This is a genomic window from Engelhardtia mirabilis (assembly GCF_007748095.1).
Classification (GTDB): Bacteria; Planctomycetota; UBA1135; order UBA1135.
In genome coordinates, this window is record NZ_CP036287.1 from 2,927,421 (window position 1) to 2,942,910 (window position 15,490).

Annotated in this window: 10 protein-coding genes; 2 read left to right on the forward strand and 8 right to left on the reverse strand. The window is 69.1% G+C overall.

The window, feature by feature from the left end; genetic code table 11:
* Positions 1-5 precede the first annotated feature (5 nt).
* Together Pla133_RS10695 and ettA are read right to left on the reverse strand one after the other, a co-directional pair.
* Entirely contained in the window at positions 6-632 is a 627-nt protein-coding gene (locus Pla133_RS10695; RefSeq protein ID WP_145064998.1) for an NUDIX hydrolase, read from the reverse strand.
* Between the two features lie 40 nt (positions 633-672).
* The gene (ettA, locus tag Pla133_RS10700) at positions 673-2,355 is read right to left on the reverse strand and encodes an energy-dependent translational throttle protein EttA (protein ID WP_145065000.1); all 1,683 of its coding nucleotides are present in this window, start codon (positions 2,353-2,355) and stop codon (positions 673-675) included.
* A gap of 355 nt (positions 2,356-2,710) precedes the next feature.
* Between ettA and amaB the strand changes: the two genes are divergently transcribed.
* Positions 2,711-4,261, forward strand: coding sequence for an L-piperidine-6-carboxylate dehydrogenase (gene amaB / locus Pla133_RS10705; RefSeq protein ID WP_145065002.1), 1,551 nt, complete (start codon positions 2,711-2,713; stop codon positions 4,259-4,261).
* 172 nt (positions 4,262-4,433) lie between these two features.
* Here amaB and Pla133_RS10710 read toward each other — a convergent pair whose 3' ends face one another.
* From Pla133_RS10710 to boxC, 6 genes are all read right to left on the reverse strand, one after another.
* Positions 4,434-5,513, reverse strand: coding sequence for a sigma-70 family RNA polymerase sigma factor (locus Pla133_RS10710; protein ID WP_419192351.1), 1,080 nt, complete (start codon positions 5,511-5,513; stop codon positions 4,434-4,436).
* Positions 5,514-5,970: 457 nt separating this feature from the next.
* Complete coding sequence (locus tag Pla133_RS10715) at positions 5,971-7,413, reverse strand: M20/M25/M40 family metallo-hydrolase (RefSeq protein WP_419192352.1); 1,443 nt, start codon at positions 7,411-7,413, stop codon at positions 5,971-5,973.
* Between the two features lie 85 nt (positions 7,414-7,498).
* Positions 7,499-10,093 (reverse strand): hypothetical protein, encoded by a 2,595-nt coding sequence (locus tag Pla133_RS10720; RefSeq protein ID WP_145065008.1) that lies wholly within the window; start codon positions 10,091-10,093, stop codon positions 7,499-7,501.
* A 402-nt stretch (positions 10,094-10,495) separates the two neighbouring features.
* Positions 10,496-11,161, reverse strand: a complete 666-nt coding sequence (locus Pla133_RS10725; RefSeq protein WP_419192353.1) for an ankyrin repeat domain-containing protein — start codon at positions 11,159-11,161, stop codon at positions 10,496-10,498.
* 104 nt (positions 11,162-11,265) lie between these two features.
* Positions 11,266-12,672 carry a benzoyl-CoA 2,3-epoxidase subunit BoxB gene (gene boxB / locus Pla133_RS10730; RefSeq protein ID WP_145065013.1) on the reverse strand — a complete coding sequence of 469 codons (1,407 nt, stop codon included), beginning with the start codon at positions 12,670-12,672 and terminating at the stop codon, positions 11,266-11,268.
* 97 nt (positions 12,673-12,769) lie between these two features.
* The gene (gene boxC, locus Pla133_RS10735; protein ID WP_145070845.1) at positions 12,770-14,401 is read right to left on the reverse strand and encodes a 2,3-epoxybenzoyl-CoA dihydrolase; all 1,632 of its coding nucleotides are present in this window, start codon (positions 14,399-14,401) and stop codon (positions 12,770-12,772) included.
* Between the two features lie 278 nt (positions 14,402-14,679).
* Between boxC and Pla133_RS10740 the strand changes: the two genes are divergently transcribed.
* Positions 14,680-15,423, forward strand: a complete 744-nt coding sequence (locus Pla133_RS10740; RefSeq protein ID WP_419192354.1) for a shikimate kinase — start codon at positions 14,680-14,682, stop codon at positions 15,421-15,423.
* Positions 15,424-15,490 lie beyond the last annotated feature (67 nt).

Here is a 15,490-nt window from a genome sequence, read left to right on the forward strand (position 1 = left end):
CTCGCTCAACGGTTGGGACCGAAGGCCAGGTCGAATAGGCGCCGAACCGATTGATCCACCTCGATCTCGTCCAACTCGTGTGGCGCGACCCAGCGCAGCTCGATCGACTCGCTGCTCGCATCGATGCGAGCGCCCTCGGGAGCGCGCAACAGGAAGCGCACGTCGAGATGCAGGTGTTCGGGCTCGTCCCCGTGGGCCGGGATCGAGTGGACGTCCACGTCGACCACCCGCGGATCCACCTCGAGACTGTCGATGCCCGATTCCTCGATGGCCTCGCGCAGGGCGGCGGTGGCGAGGTCTCCGTCGCCGTCCACGTGCCCACCGAGCTGCAGCCATCGCTCGAGCTTGCGGTGCAGGGTCAGAAGGCCGCGCTCGCCGGCGCGGTCGATCACCAGCCCCGAGGCGGTCAGGTGCCCGTCGCGACAGGTGCGATAGAGGGCATCGGGGTTCGAGTCGATGAAGTTCAGGATCCGCTCGCGCCCGGCGATCTGAACCAGATCGTCGGTGGAGTAGGAGGCGACGGTGTCGCGCGAGCGAGCGAGCTCACAACGCTCGCGTTCGGACTGCCCGCGGGCTGCCTCCTCGGGATCGTGCGAGGAGCCCTCGGACGAGCTTGCGGATTGGTCGTTCATCGCTCGACGGAAAGACGCGAAGGGAGATGAGGTGCGCACTTCAGCTGCGGAGGAGTTTGCGGTAACGCCCGGCGCGGGACTCGGGGCCGAAGCCCATGCGCTCGCGCCATTCCTTGCGCCACTCGGTGTAGTCCTCGTAGGTCCCGTGGTGGAAGTTGACGTAGCCGTCGCCCTCGAAGGCCAGGATGTGGGTCACGATCCGGTTGAGGAAGTAGCGGTCGTGGCTGACGACGATGGCCGAGCCGGGGAAGTGCTCGATGGCCTCCTCGAGCACCCGCAGGGTGTCCAGGTCGAGGTCGTTGGTGGGCTCGTCGAGCAGGATCACGTTGGCCCCGTTCTTGAGCATCCGCGCCAGGAGGACGCGGTTGCGCATCCCGCCGGAGCACTCACCCAGCAGCTTCTGCTGGTCCTCGCCCTTGAAGTTGAAGCGCGCCACATAGGCGCGACCGTCGATCGACGAGTTGCCGAAGGGGATGCGTTCGTTGCCCTCGGTGATGTTGTCGAAGACCGTCTTCTCGTCGTCGAGGATCATGCGCGACTGGTCGAGGTAGGTCAGCTGCACCGTCGAGCCCATGGTGACCTTGCCCTCGTCCGGCTCTTCCTTGCCGAGCATGATCTTGAGCAAGGTCGATTTGCCCATGCCGTTGGCGCCCACGACCCCGAGGATCGCGCCGCCGGGCATCGAGAAGGTCAGGTCCTTGATCAGGGTGCGACCGCCGAAGCCCTTGGTCAGGTGCTCGACCTCGATCACCTTGTCGCCCAGGCGCGGCCCGGGCGGGATACGCAAGTCGACGGCCTCGACCTGGTCCTCGACGCGCTGCCCCTCGAGATCCTTCAGTCGCTGCAGACGCGACTTGCTTTGGGTCGTGCGGGCCTTGGGGGTCTTGGCCTTCCACTCGCGCTCGGCCTTGATCAGCTTGAGCAGCTTCGAGTCGCCTTGGCGCTTCTCGCTGAGCCGCTTGGCCTTGGCGTCGAGGTAGTCGGAGTAGTTGCCCTTGTAGGGGGTTCCGTGTCCGCGCTCGACCTCGAGCATCCAGCCCACGACGTTGTCGAGGAAGTAACGGTCGTGCGTGATCAACATCACGCAGCCCGGGTAGGTCTTCAGGTGCTCCTCGAGCCACTCGATGGTCTCGGCGTCGAGGTGGTTGGTGGGCTCGTCGAGGAGCAGGATGTCGGGCTGCTCGAGCAGCAGCATGCACAGGGCCACGCGACGCCGCTCGCCGCCCGAGAGCTTCGAGACGTCGGCGTCCATGGGCGGCAGGCACAGGGCCGTCGCGGCCTGCTCGAGGCGGCTGTCCAAGTTCCAGGCATCGCGGTGCAGGATCTGCTCGTCGAGCTTGACCATCTCGTCCGAGAGGGCCATCAGCTCGTCGTCGTCGGTGACCGTGCCCATTTTTTCGGCGACCTCGTTGTAGCGGTCGGTCAGGACGCGCACGTGGGCCACCGCTTCCTCGAGGTTGCCCGCCACGTCCTTGGACTCGTCCAGGGGCGGCTCCTGGGAGAGGTAGCCGATGGTCGCGCCCGCGGCGGGCTTGGCGACGCCTTCGAACTCCTTGTCCTCGCCCGCGATGATCCGCAGCAGCGTCGACTTGCCGGCGCCGTTGGGACCGATCACGCCGATCTTCGCGTCGTCGAAGAAGGACAGGCTGATCCCCTTGAGGACCTCCTTCTGCCCGTAGAACTTCTTGAGTTCTTGGATGTTGTAGATGATTCGCTCGGACATCGATCGGGCTTGCGGTGCGGCGGGCTTGGGCGGTGCGGGTGGGGCGGCTGCTCGATGGACGAACAACTCTCGAGTGGCACGGGCGGGTCGGAGCGGCGGCGATTCCGGGGCGCCCCGTGGGTCGGCCGCTACGAATTTCGAGCCGAACAGGCTAACGGGGCCGGGCGTCCGTGACCACGCAGGTCCCCGGAGGATGGCGCCCGGGCGAGACTCGACCGGCATCCCGCGGGCCGAGCGCGGCGCCTGGGCCCCTGGCCGCGCTGGCGGCGATCAGGCATCCTGTTCGGCCCGATACCGTGCCGCGGGCCTCGATCGTCCGCGCGGTTCACCCCGGAACCAGCCCCGAACGACTGCCATGACCGCTGCCACCGCCGCCCGCGACGTCCAATCCATCCTCCGCGAGCTCGGCCTCGACGGCCAACTCTCCGGCGCCTACGCCGGGGAGTGGATCCCGACCTCGGGGCCCGAGCTGGAGGTCCGCTCCCCGGGCACCGGCGAGGTTCTGGCGCGCATCCCCCAGGCCGGCGCCGCCGAGTACGAGCGCTGCGTCGAAGCCGCCCAGGCGGCCTTCCTGAAGTGGCGCGAGAAGCCGGCGCCCCTGCGCGGCGAGATCGTGCGCCGCATGGGCGAGCGCCTGCGCGCCAAGAAGGACGCCCTCGGCGCCCTGGTGACCCTGGAGATGGGCAAGATCCTCCAGGAGGGCCTGGGCGAGGTGCAGGAGGCGATCGACATCGCCGACTTCGCGGTGGGGCAGTCGCGCATGCTCTACGGCCTGTCGATGCACTCCGAGCGCCCCGGACACGCCATGCGCGAGCAGTGGCACCCGCTGGGGATCTGCGGGGTGATCTCGGCCTTCAACTTCCCGGTCGCCGTGTGGGCCTGGAACTCGATGATCGCCCTGATCTGCGGCGACGCCTGCATCTGGAAGCCGAGCCCCAAGGCGCCCTTGTGCGCCATCGCCACGACCAAGATCCTGGCGCCGGTGCTCGAGGAGGAGGGCCTGGGTGCGCTCCTGGGCCTGGTGATCGGGACCAACGAAGAAGTCGGCGAGCGCTTGGTGGCCGACCGTCGCGTGCCCCTGATCAGCTTTACGGGCTCGACCCGCGTCGGTCGCGAGGTCGCGGCGAAGGTCGCCGGGCGCCTGGGCAAGTCGATCCTGGAGCTGGGCGGCAACAACGCGATGGTCGTGACGGAGAACGCCGACCTGGACCTGGCCATCCCCGCGATCGTCTTCGGCTCGGTGGGGACCTGCGGCCAGCGCTGCACGACCACCCGCCGGGTTCTGGTCGCCGACGCCATCGCCGACGAGGTCGAGCGGCGCCTGGTCGCCGCCTACGACCAGGTGCGGATCGGCAACCCCCTGGCCGACGGCACCCTGTGCGGGCCGCTGATCGACAGCCACGCCGTCGAGGGCATGCAGCGCACCCTCGAGGAGGCCAAGCAGGAGGGCGCCGAGCTGGTCTACGGCGGAGAGGTCCTGAGCCTGGACGGCGACGAGTCCGGCGGCCACTACGTCAAGCCGTGCATCATGCGCGCCAGCAACTCCATGTCGGTGGTCCAGCACGAGACCTTCGCGCCGATCCTCTACCTGATCCGCGTCGCCGACCTGGACGAGGCCATCGCCCAGCACAACGACGTGCCCCAGGGCCTGTCCTCGGCGATCTTCAGTTCGGACGTGCGCGAGGCCGAGCGCTTCCTGTCGGCGGTGGGGTCGGACTGCGGTATTGCGAACGTCAACATCGGCACTTCGGGCGCCGAGATCGGCGGCGCCTTCGGCGGCGAGAAGGACACCGGCGGCGGCCGCGAATCGGGCTCGGACGCCTGGAAGGCCTACATGCGCCGCCAGACCAACACGGTGAACTGGTCCCGGGAACTGCCCCTGGCCCAGGGCATCAGCTTCGGCTGACGTCCTCTGGGTAGGCGTTCGTACGGTGCCAGGCACAAGACCGCCGCCCAACGGGAGAGGGCCACAGCCGCCGCAGGCGGCTGTGGCCCTCTCCCGTTAGGCGGCGGTCTTGTGCCTGGCACCGTACGAATGTGGCACCGTACGAACGCCTACCCAGTGGGGCGCGTGCGAATCAACTCCCCGCCGAGGTCTCGTGGTCGGGCTCGCGCAGCTGCTCCTGCTGGTAGCGCCGCAACTCACGGATCTTGCAGGCCAACTTCGGGAGCGCGCGGTTGTAGCGCATGCGCGCCGCGTCCGGGCTCGCCAGGCCGAGCGACTCCGAGATCTCCTCGAACGGCTCCTTGTGGTAGTCCCGGCGCAGGATGATCGCGCGGTCCACGGGATCCAGGAACTGCAGCGCGAGCTTGACCCACTCCCGCTGCTCCTGCTTGTCCGCCAGCTCGTCGGGTCGGTCCTCGCTCGACGGACCGACCGGACGATCACCGCTGGCGAGGGGCGAGATGATGCTCTCCTCGCGGTCGATGTTGCGGCGGTTGGCCGTCAGGTGATCGATCTTGTCGCGCAGGGCGTCGAGCAGGGCCTTCTTGAACAGGGCGCGCATCTGCGCCTTGTTGGCCGGGGGGTGACGCGGGTTGTAGCGCAGGATCCGCATCGCGCCCTCCTGCACCACGTCCATCGAGTCGAAGCGCCGCCGCAGTCGGGCGTTCAGGTGCTTGCGCACATAGGTCTGCATCCACGCGAGGTTGTCGCTGAGCAGCTGCTCCAGCGCGTCGTCGTCCCCGTCGAACCAGCGGTGCAGGCGCAGCACGGTGGACTGGTCGGTGCCGTGGTCGGCGCAGACCACCGCGCACACGGCTCGCGTCTGCTCGTCCGGCAGGGAGCCGTCGTCGCGGACTTCGATGCGAATGCCCGGGCGCTCGCTGAAGGCCACCGGCACGTCTTCGACCGGCAGACCGTCGATCAGGAGCGGGATCAGGCGCATGCCGCGCTCTGCTTGCCCGAGCAGCAGGGCATCGCCACCGGTGCTCCACCAGCTCTGGCGCCAGGCCTGGGTCAGGAAGCCGAGCACCCGCCGGCTCCCGGCCAGCTCCGCCGACAACTTCTCGATCGCCTCCGGCGTCGGCGCGTCGTCGGCCGCGAAGCGCAGGATCTGCCGGCCCTCGTCCGAGAGGATCGCGCACAGCCGCTCGACGGCTGCCTCGTCTTCGCGGGCGAAGCAGACAAAGGCGTCGTACTCAAAGGCATCGCTCATGGCGGCGCCGTTTCCGGGCTCCATGGTCCTGGCTCCTTCTCTCGAATGGGGGCGGCCGTCGGCTCCGTCGGCGGGGTCGCCGGGCGAGGGCGGAGCCGATCGGAGTCTAGCCCGGTTCGGTCACCAGAATTCGTGTCCAGTGCGTCCAACTCGGTCGCTGGCGGTGCCTTGCGGACCGAGCCCCCGCGGCTGAGGCTTCACGCCCCGCTGAGGACGGGTCGGTTCGCAAGGTGCCGTCAGCGGGCGAGAGGCGGCCGTAGGCCGCCGTTTGGGCGTGCTGGGCGCGGATCCTGGTGACCGAACCGGGCTAGCAGGCTCACCGCCCGGTCTGGATGGCCCCAATCGCTCCACGGGTCCGGAAGCCGGCCTCGCCCGACGCTCGTGGCCCGGCTGTCCGATCGGCGCGGGCCAGGTGGCGGGGATGCAGACCGCCGCCGGACCCAACGGCCGATCGGGCTCAGCGATTGCGCGGCAGGGGTTGCTCGCGGTCGGCTACCGCGTGGACCAGGACCGCGATGGCCGCCGCCCCGAGGCGCAGCTCGCGCTCGCTGACCTTGTCGAGGGTGTCGTTCTCGGTGTGGTGGTAGGCGAAGTAGCGGGCTCCATCGGGCAGGAACCCCGCGAGGGGCACGCCGCTCGCCGCCATCTGGGAGATGTCGGCCCCCGTGCCCCCGGGGTCGACGCTGCCCGCGTCGATCTCGTCCAGAGGCGCGGCCAGCTCTCGCAACACCGCCAGGGCCTCGTCGCCCGCGTTGGTGCTGAAGCCGCGCGGCGTGAAGCCGCCGCGGTCCGACTCGATCGCGAAGACGTGCCGATCCAGCTCATCGGCATGGTCCCGCGCATAGGCCCGCGCCCCGGCCAGACCGTTCTCTTCGTTCATGAAGAGCACCACGCGCACCGTCCGGCGCGGCCGCAGGTCGAGGTCCAGGAGCAGTCGCACCACCTCGAGGGCGTGGGCGCAGCCGCTCCCGTCGTCGTGGGCGCCGTGGCCCACGTCCCAACCGTCCAGGTGGGCGCCGACCACGACGATCTCCTCGGGCGACTCGGTACCCAGGAGGTCACCGACGACGTTGAAGGACGGCGCGTCCCCGTGCCAGCGGCAGTCGAGCTCCAGGTTGAGGCGCACGGGGCCACGGGCCACCAGAGCGTCCAAGCGCTCGGCTGCGAGGGTGCTGATGGCCGCGGCGGGAATCCTGGTGACCCCGTCCTGGTAGTTCGTGCCGCCGGTGTGGGGGAAGTCGTCGATGGCGCTCGCCACCGAGCGGATCACCACGCCCACCGCCCCGGCCTTGGCGGCCTCGACGGCGCCGCGGCTGCGCTGGTCCACGGCGCCCCCGTAGCCCTCGAAGGTCGAGCGCAGGGCCAGGTCGAAGGGCCGGTTGAAGTACACGATCTTGCCGGCGACGTCGGCGCTGCGCTGGGCCAGCTCGTCCCAGCTCGAGATGGCGATCACCTCAGCCTCGATTCCACCTTCGGGCGACGGGACGCTGCCACCGAGCGCCAGGCAGCGCAGCTCCACACCGGTCACGCTGGCCGGGGCCGTCAGCCGCACGCTCTGCACCTCGCCCCGCTCCCAGTGGGGCACCGTGCAGGGCTCGAGCCTGACCTCGTCGAAGCCGATCTTGGTCATGCGCTTGCGCGCCCACTCCACCGCCGCCGCCGCGCCGGGCGAACCGGACAAGCGGTGGGGGGCGGCCGCGACCAGGCTCGCCAGGTGGTCGTAGGCCTGACCGTCGAGCAAGGACGCCGTGACGATGCGCGCGGCGACCTCGCTGGCGTCCCGGTTGGCCGGCTCGGGGGGCTGCGCCCCGCGATCGGGCACGAGCCCGGTCGCCACGGGGATCAGAGCGAGGATGGGAACGAGCACAGCGGCTCGACGGGTGCGGGTTGAATGAAGCATGGGCGGCGATCCTCCTGGATCGCCGCCCATGCTAACCGGCCGCGCGCCTCGACTTCAGTGCCTGTGTCGACCGGGCTCGCCCGGTCTAGAGCACCGAGTTCAGGACCTGGACCACCGCCAGCAGGGCAGCCCTGTTCTCGACGTTCTCGTCCCCATCCGCCATGGCCTCCGCGAAGGTGTCGCCATTGAAGATATCCCCGGCCTTGGTGATGAAGGTCGGATCCCCGGTCAGCATGTAGCCGTACCCCAAACTCGAGATCGTCTGGTAGGTGTTGGTCTCGAACAGCATCCCGTCGGACGGGATCGACGCCGGGTTGCAGTAGGCCGGCAGGCTCTCGTTCAGGGGGCCGGTGGCGTACATGCGCGCGGGTCCGTCGAGCACCGGGTGCCAGGCGAAGTCCGAGATGAAGGCGTCGTAGAAGTCGCGCAGCACGTCCTCGGTCAGCGCCAGATAGCCGTTGTTCTCACCGCGGAAGACCGTCTCCTTGATGCCCCACATGGCGTTGTCGCAGATCGAGGTCTCGAAGGCCTGGGCCCCGCGGTAGTTGCCGTCGAGGATCTTGAAGTTGATGTCGGCGTAGATCAGGCCGCTGCAGGCCACCTGGCCGGCCGAGACCATGTCCATGTAGTCGGTGAACCAGCTGAAGTAGTAGTCGCGCCAGGACTCCTCGGCCAGCGCGTAGCAGGCAGCCATGGTGTCGGCGGCCCAACCCTCCTGGCGTCCGTAGGGGAAGCCGTTGCCCGGGTGGCTGTTGACGTACTCGATGTCGTACCGCATGCCGGTCTCGACGTAGTTGCCCCACTGGCTGTTGTAGTGGGGCGAGTACGACATGGCGCACAGTTCGGCCTGCATCTGCAGGTCGTCCTTGGCCATCGGGTCGTTCATGGTCCAGGCCAGCGTCTTCAAGAGGCGCGTGATGCGGATCAGATGGGCCAGGTCGTAGGAGTCGTAGGACAGCAGCTCGGCCTCGTAGTCCGGTTGACGACCGGCGGTGGCCACCGCGTTCACCTGGAACGGATCCGCCGTGGCATACCCGAAGGGATCGTTGCTGCCGGGCAGCAGGATCATGAACAGGTTCATCGGGATGTAGGAGATCGAACCGTTCACCGCCAACCAGTCGGCCAGGGTCGTCGGCCGGCCGTCGATGTGATAGAGGGCGTTGTGCTGCCGATCGATCGCCATGCGGTGGTTCGCCTGGACCTTGCGGATGCCGTCGACCGAGGCCGACTCCACCGTGCGGATGCCGTCGAACAGGAAGATCTCGTTGCCGCCAGTCATGCCCCCGTAGGAGGCTCCGAAGGGATGGGCCCAACCGAGTTGCCCGGCGATGAACGGATAGAGACCCGTGGTCGTTCCGTTCTCGAGGTGACCGATGAGCTCGTTGGCCTCGTTGGTCAGGGCCGTGCGCAGGTTGGCGTGCCCGACGTGCTCCAGGGAGGGCAGCAGGAAGTTCTGCGGGAAGTAGCGCGCGGTACCCGGGTTCCACCAAGAGTAGTAGTCGTCGCCGCTACCCGAGTCGACGCCCCGGCGGGCGAAGGCCAGACCCTCGAGGTCCAGCAACTCGCGGGCACGGTCGACCTTGGAGTTGGGCGCGATGGCCAGGCGCCGGTGCGTCTGGGCCTGGTTGCCCATCACGTGCAGCTTGTTGCCCGCGAGGGGCTTGACCAGCGGGAAGTAGCGCTTGGAGCCGATCGTGTACGGCGTCCCCATGCCCGGGTCTTCGAAGGTCTGCACCACGCTGTAGCCGACCGGGACCGAGATCTCGAGCGCTTCGAAGTAGAGCTTGCCCTGGGGGTCGTCGTTGACGGAACCGGTGGCGCCGTCCAGACCGTTGTGGATGCGTAGATCGAGCAGCAGCACGTCCTCCTCGGCCAGGGTGGTCGAGTAGCCGTGGACTCCGAACATGTGCTCGAGCGTGCCGCTCGAGCCACTCACGGGCGTGAACGGCTGCATCACGTTGTGGGTCCGCACCGTTGTCTCGAGCGGGCCAAAGCGCAACACCTTGGGGTTGTGGGCCTCCTTCAGGGGGGTGAAGGTGTAGACGTGCCCGAAGGCGTCCCAGGTACGCAGCTTGACGGAGCTCTGATCGGCGAGCAACGCGGCAACGCCGGTACCGATGGCTTGGGTGCCTTCGAGGTGTGCGGCGACAGCCTGGGCTGTCGGCGTTGGCACGGCGAGGCCGCTCGCGACCGCGGCGACCTCGAACTCCATTCGATCCCCCGTGACGGCTCCGGTCGGGCGCGGAACCCGCGCGATCACCTCGACCACATCGGCCCCGTCCTCTTCACGCGGGTAGCGGCTGACGATCTCCAGTTGCGTCGGAACCGAGTTGCCCTCGGCGTCCTTGACGGTCAACGGGTAGGTCGTGCTGCTGTCGGTGAACAGCCCCTTCGGGATCGGCAGGGTGCCCCGCAGGGTGAACTCGCTCGCGTCGGGGATGACGACCTCCATCACCGCCACGGTCTGGCCCGCGGCGGGCGGCTCGAGGTTGATCTCGGGACTTGGCCCGGACGGTCCAGGATCGTCGAGGTTGTCGGTGAAGAAGCCGTCGGTGACACCACCGCCGCAGCCTGCCACGAGGAACAGTCCTGCGACCGCCGCGGCCAAGCCGAGCGGGGAGCTGCCGATAGGTTGCCGCCGCACCACCCCCGTGGTGCAGACCGGCGGATAAGCCGACATCCGTTGAGACCCCTTGAGTCGGGAGGCAAGTCCGGTGCAGCCTTCCCAAGCCGCGTTCTACCGGTCGCCTCGTGCAGCCAGGGATCGGCCCGCGCGCCGCGCGCTCTGGAGCCGCCGGCGCGAAAAGCCACGGATTGCCGTTCGGTTGCGCGAGCTGCCGCCAACAGGGCGGCCTCGGCGGCCTCAGTGACGCTCGGAAGGACTTTCCATTTGGAGCTCGAGTCCTCCGCGGACGGGCGCCCCCCCCGGTCGGTCGAGTCGTCGGACCAGGCCCCTGGGCCTCGCTGTCAACCGGTGTGGACTCAGCTGCCCAGGGTGGTCACGCGGCCCGCGGCCGAAGGCACCGGCAAGGGCCGCCCGGCTGTCGGCGGCATGGATGGGCCTGCCGCCCGTCGATCGAGTTCAACGGGCGAGGAGCTCGGCGCAGGCGCCCAGCGCCCGCGCCAGGTCATCATCCCCCGCTGCCTCGGCTGCCTCGCGGCGCGCGTGGCAGTGCTCGACCGCGGTCCGGCCGCTGGCGTCGGTTTGGGCCGCATCGGCGCCTGCTGCGAGCAGGGCCTCGACCTTGGCGCTCGAGCCCAGGGCCGCCGCCAGGGGGGTCAAGCCCGCGAAGCCGGCGGGGTCGAAATCGGCCGGCAGGCAGCGGTCGACGCGCGCTCCGAGTCGCGCCAGGGCTGCCACCTCGTCGGGCGTGCCGTGGACCACCGCGAACTGCAGGGGGGTGAGCCCCTCGGCCTGTCGGGCCTCCAGTTCGGCGCCTGCGTCGACCAGGGGCCGCGCGAGCTGCACCGGCTCGTCCCCGAAGCCGCCGTCTCCTTCGACGTCGACGATCAGGTGCAGGGCGGTCTCGCCGTCCTCGGTGGTGGCGTTGGGGTCGGCGCCGGCGGCCAGCAGTGCTTCGATCATGCGGGGGTCGCGATCGATCCCCATCAGGACCCGCATCAGGGGCGTCAGCCCGCCCTCGTCGCGTCGGTTGGCCAGGGCGCGGTCGGCGGCCAAGAGCCGTCCCAGGGCAGCCACGTCTCCGTCGTCGATCGCGTCCTGCAGGGCCTGACTGGCGTCGTCCATCGGCGGCAGCATAGCGACCGCCGGGGCTCTGAGCGCCCCCGAACGCGCGCACGCCCGCCGGTTCGGACCGGCGGGCGTGCGTGACAGTGTCGGAGGAGTCCGGACTAGAGCTTCACGTACTCGAAGTCGACTTCCTGACCGTTGACACCCTTGGCCGGCGGGGCGATCCAGCCTGCGTACTTGCCGCGCTCGAAGCAGGGCACCATCAGCGACTTGACGTAGGCCTTGTCTTCGGCGGTGGGCAGCCACTCGCCGACCTTCTGGTTCCAGGTCTGCTCGTCGATCAGGTTGCCCTCGAGATCGAAGCGACGGCCCGCGTACAGACCCACCGAGCGATTGAAGCGGCGGTGGGGCAGGAAGAAGCGGAAGTCGACGCCGGCCTTCTCACAGATCCGGTTCCAGTAGGCGATGCCCTTCTCGTTGTCCTTGACGTACTCGTCGCGCAGGACCTCGTTCATGGCGTTGCGCAGCGGGATCTCGTCGTTGGTGACGCGATCGCCGTCGATCACGGGCAGGTCGTAGTGACCCTCGAGGGCGCGGTGGTCCTCCAGCTTGGACTCGTTGGCGCGGCCCTTGAGGCCGGCCCGGAAGAAGTTGGAGGCGTTGCTCGAGACCTCGGAGCCGAACAGGTCGGTGCTCGAGGAACTCCAGAAGCTGATGTACTTCTGGATGATCTCGAAGGGGATCGCACCGACTTCCACGGGGTCCTTGCCCTCGTTGACCACCTCGCAGGTGCGCTGGATCACCCGCCCCACGCCGGTCTGACCCACGAACATGTGGTGGGCCTCCTCGGTCAGCATGAAGCGGCAGGTGCGCGCCAGGGGATCGAAGCCAGACTCGGCCAGGCTCAGGAGTTGGAACTTGCCGTCGCGGTCCGTGAACATCGTGAAGCACAGGAAGGACAGCCAGTCCTCACAGGGCTCGTTGAAGGTCTGCAGGATGCGCGGGTGGTCCGGGTTGCCCGAGCGCCGCTCGAGCAGCTCGTCGGCCTCCTCGCGGCCGTCCTTGCCGAAGAAACCGTGCAGCAGGTAGACCATCGCCCACAGGTGACGGCCTTCTTCGACGTTGACCTGGAACAGGTTCCGCAGGTCGTACAGGGACGGCGCGGTGTGGCCCAGGAGGCGCTGCTGCTCGACCGAAGCGGGCTCGGTGTCCGCCTGGGTCACGATCAGGCGCCGCAACCAGTTGCGGTACTCGCCGGGGACCTGGTCCCACACGGGCTCGCCGAAGTGGTCGCCGAAGCCGATGGTCGCCTCGCCCTGGCGCGGCTCGAGGAAGATGCCCCAGCGGTAGTCGGGCATGGCCACGTAGTCGTAGTGGGCCCAACCCTTGGCGTCGACGCCCACCGCGGTGCGCAGGTAGATGTCCTTCTCGTTGAAGTCCGTGGGCCCCATGTTGGCCCACCAGTCCAGGTAGTTGGGCTGCCAGGACTCGAGCGCCCGTTGCAGACGCTTGTCGGACTTGAGGTCGACGTTGTTCGGGATCTTCTGGCTGTAGTCGATGCCGGGCATGGTTGCGTGTGAGTTCGGTGGAAGGGCCAGGAGAAGAGGGTGAAGTCGTGTTCGGTGGGGCGGCCGCGGACCGACGCCGAGTCGGTGCGGCGTCGGGTCAGGTGCGCTTGTAGTCGAACTCGGGGGCCTGGGGCGTCCCGTAGCACTTCAGCGCGCCGCGCTCGCCCACCGCGTTGGGGCGTTGGAAGATCCAGTTCTGCCAGGCGGTCAGTCGCCCGAAGATCTTGGTCTCCATGGTCTCGGGTCCGGCGAAGCGCAGGTTCGCCTCCATGCCGGTCAGGGCGTCGGGCGAGTAGGCCGTGCGCTCTTCGATCGCGAGGCGGATCTCGTCGTCCCAGTCGATCTCGTCCGGGGCGCTGGTGGCCAGGCCGAGCTCGTCCGCGGTCTCCGCGTCGATCGCCCCCTGGTGCTCGAGGATGCGGGCCGGGGCCGTCTCGTCACCGAGGAAGCGGGTCTCGAGGCGCGAAATGCCGTTGGACATGGGGAACAGCCCGCCGTTGGCCGTGCCGGAGATACCCATCTGCACCGGGAGCTCCGGATCGTTGAGCAGGTAGATGCGGTCCGCCGCCAGGGCCATCTCGAGGAACAGACCTGCGAAGGCCGTGCCCTGGTCGGCGATGGCGTAGAAGCTCTTGGCGGTGTTGTCCTGGCGCTTGAGCACGCGCTTGACGAAGTTCCGCACCTCGACGGTGAACCAGTGGCTATCGGCGAGCAGGGCGTCGGCGCCCAGGGCCACGTCGATCGAGCCGACGACCCGCAGCAGCACCACGGCGACTTCAGGCAGGTTCATCCGCAGGTGGCAGAGGGCGTCGTCGACCTCGCGGAAGGCCTGGAAGACCCACCACGACGCGCCGGCCGCGTGGGCCTCGGCGGCCGTCTTCGGGCCGACCTCGGCGGGCAGGTTGACGGTCAGGTGCGCGGTGCGACCGTCGTCGGCGATGGTCAGCTCCACGTACTCGTAGCTGCGACCCTGGCCGGCTTCGGTGTACTCCAGCCGCGTCAGGTCGATGCCCTGGTTGCCCGAGGCGTCGGGCAGCTCGTCGGCCAGCTCGCGCGCCATGGCGGACACGGACTCGCTCCACTTGGACAGGGGCGCGATGCGATCGACCAGGTCCCACTCGACCGCGCGCTTGCCCTTGATGCCCTCGGCCAGGGTTGAGAACACGTCGGTGCGGTCGCGGCGGATCTTGCGCTTGTCGGCGATGCGCGTGAGGCCGCCGGTGCCGGGCAGCACGCCCAGGAGCGGCAGCTCGGGGAAGGACACCGCGCTGTTGCGGTCGTCCACCAGCAGGATCTTGTCGCAGGCCAGGGCCAGCTCGTAGCCGCCACCCGAGGCGGTGCCGTTGAGCGCGGCCAGGAAGCGCACGTTCGAGTTGGCGCTGGCGTCCTCGATGCCGCAGCGCGTCTCGTTGGTGTACTTGCAGAAGTTGACTTTGAACCCGTGCGGGCTCGTCGACAGCATGTTGATGTTCGCGCCGGCGCAGAACACGCGGTCGAGCCCGCCGGTGACGACGCAGGTGCGCACCTGGGGCTGCTCGAAGCGCAGGCGCTGGATCGCGTCCGCCAGCTCGATGTCCACGCCCAGGTCGTAGGAGTTGAGCTTCAACTCGTAGTCGCTGCGCTGACCCCCCTCGGGATCCACGGCCATGGTCAAGGTGGCGATGTCGCCGTCGACCTCCAGGCGCCAGTGCTTGTACTGCGCCGGTGCGGTGCGGAAGTCCTGCACCATGGTGCTCGCGGGCGTGCTGGTCGTCGCCCCGGGGGCGGCCTCCGTCGTCGCGCTGGTCGTCGTCACGGGTCGTGGTTGGGTCGGGGGTTCGGGACGGTGCCGCTGCGTCCGGGCCCGGGCGGGCGGCGTGTGGGTTGAGCTGAGCAGTCTCCGCCGCCCCGAGCGATCCTGGTCGTTCGGCGTCGATCGATCGGTAGGTATCGATCGACGTCGCAGGGGATTGAATGGGAAATATAGTTCCCGTTGCGTCAGCAGGTGGGCATGATACCGCCCAACTCGTGAAGCATCACCCCTTTCTTCGAGAGCTCGGTCGACGGCTGCGCGCCGCCCGTCAAGCCGAGGGCTACTCGGTCGCGGAGCTGGCCGACCGCGCCGACCTCTCGCGGCGCTACCTGACCGATGCCGAGGCCGGGCGCGCCAATCCCTCGGTCCTGGTGCTCCTGCGCCTGGCCAAGGCCTTGGGTACTTCCCTGGCCGGACTGGTGGACATCCCCTTGCGCGAGCGCTTGGCGGAGCGGGTCGCCCTGGTGGGGTTGCGCGGCGCCGGCAAGACCACCGTGGGGCGGCAGTTGGCCCTGGCGCTCGAGGTGCCCTTCGTCGAACTCGACGAGAGCGTCGAACGCTCCGCGGGACTGCCCCTGGGGCAACTCTTCGACCTGCACGGGGCCGAGAGCTTCCAGCGCTACCTGCGGGACGCCCTGGAGGCGGTCCTGGCCCAAGGCGAGCGTCTGGTCCTCGCCGCCGGAGGCTCGATCGCCGACGACGAGCAGGTCTTCTCGCGCCTGCTCGAGACCAGCCGAACCGTCTGGCTGGCCGCCGACCCCCGCGAGCACTACGACCGCGTCGCCGCCCAGGGCGACCTGCGGCCCATGGCCGGTCGGCCGCGCGCCTTCGACGAGCTGGAGCAGCTGCTCGAGCGCCGTCGCCCCGCCTACGAGCGCTGCGAGCTCAAGGTCGACACCAGCGGCCAGACCCCGGAAGAGGTGACCGAGCAGATCCTGGCATTCTTGAGCGCGAGCTGAGTAGAGCGGGCCCGACTGCCATCGGAGCGCTGAACATGGAGCGGGCGCCGCCCGGCGATCGATCGCC

What these genes read in the sequence shown, in the direction of transcription:
- Pla133_RS10720 (WP_145065008.1), bottom strand. Translation starts at nt 10,093, where the DNA reads ATGTCGGCTTATCCGCCGGTCTGCACCACGGGGGTGGTGCGGCGGCAA.
- Pla133_RS10710 (WP_419192351.1), bottom strand. Translation starts at nt 5,513, where the DNA reads ATGAGCGATGCCTTTGAGTACGACGCCTTTGTCTGCTTCGCCCGCGAA.
- boxB (WP_145065013.1), bottom strand. Translation starts at nt 12,672, where the DNA reads ATGCCCGGCATCGACTACAGCCAGAAGATCCCGAACAACGTCGACCTC.
- Pla133_RS10695 (WP_145064998.1), bottom strand. Translation starts at nt 632, where the DNA reads ATGAACGACCAATCCGCAAGCTCGTCCGAGGGCTCCTCGCACGATCCC.
- boxC (WP_145070845.1), bottom strand. Translation starts at nt 14,401, where the DNA reads ATGGTGCAGGACTTCCGCACCGCACCGGCGCAGTACAAGCACTGGCGC.
- Pla133_RS10725 (WP_419192353.1), bottom strand. Translation starts at nt 11,161, where the DNA reads ATGGACGACGCCAGTCAGGCCCTGCAGGACGCGATCGACGACGGAGAC.
- amaB (WP_145065002.1), top strand. Translation starts at nt 2,711, where the DNA reads ATGACCGCTGCCACCGCCGCCCGCGACGTCCAATCCATCCTCCGCGAG.
- Pla133_RS10715 (WP_419192352.1), bottom strand. Translation starts at nt 7,413, where the DNA reads ATGCTTCATTCAACCCGCACCCGTCGAGCCGCTGTGCTCGTTCCCATC.
- ettA (WP_145065000.1), bottom strand. Translation starts at nt 2,355, where the DNA reads ATGTCCGAGCGAATCATCTACAACATCCAAGAACTCAAGAAGTTCTAC.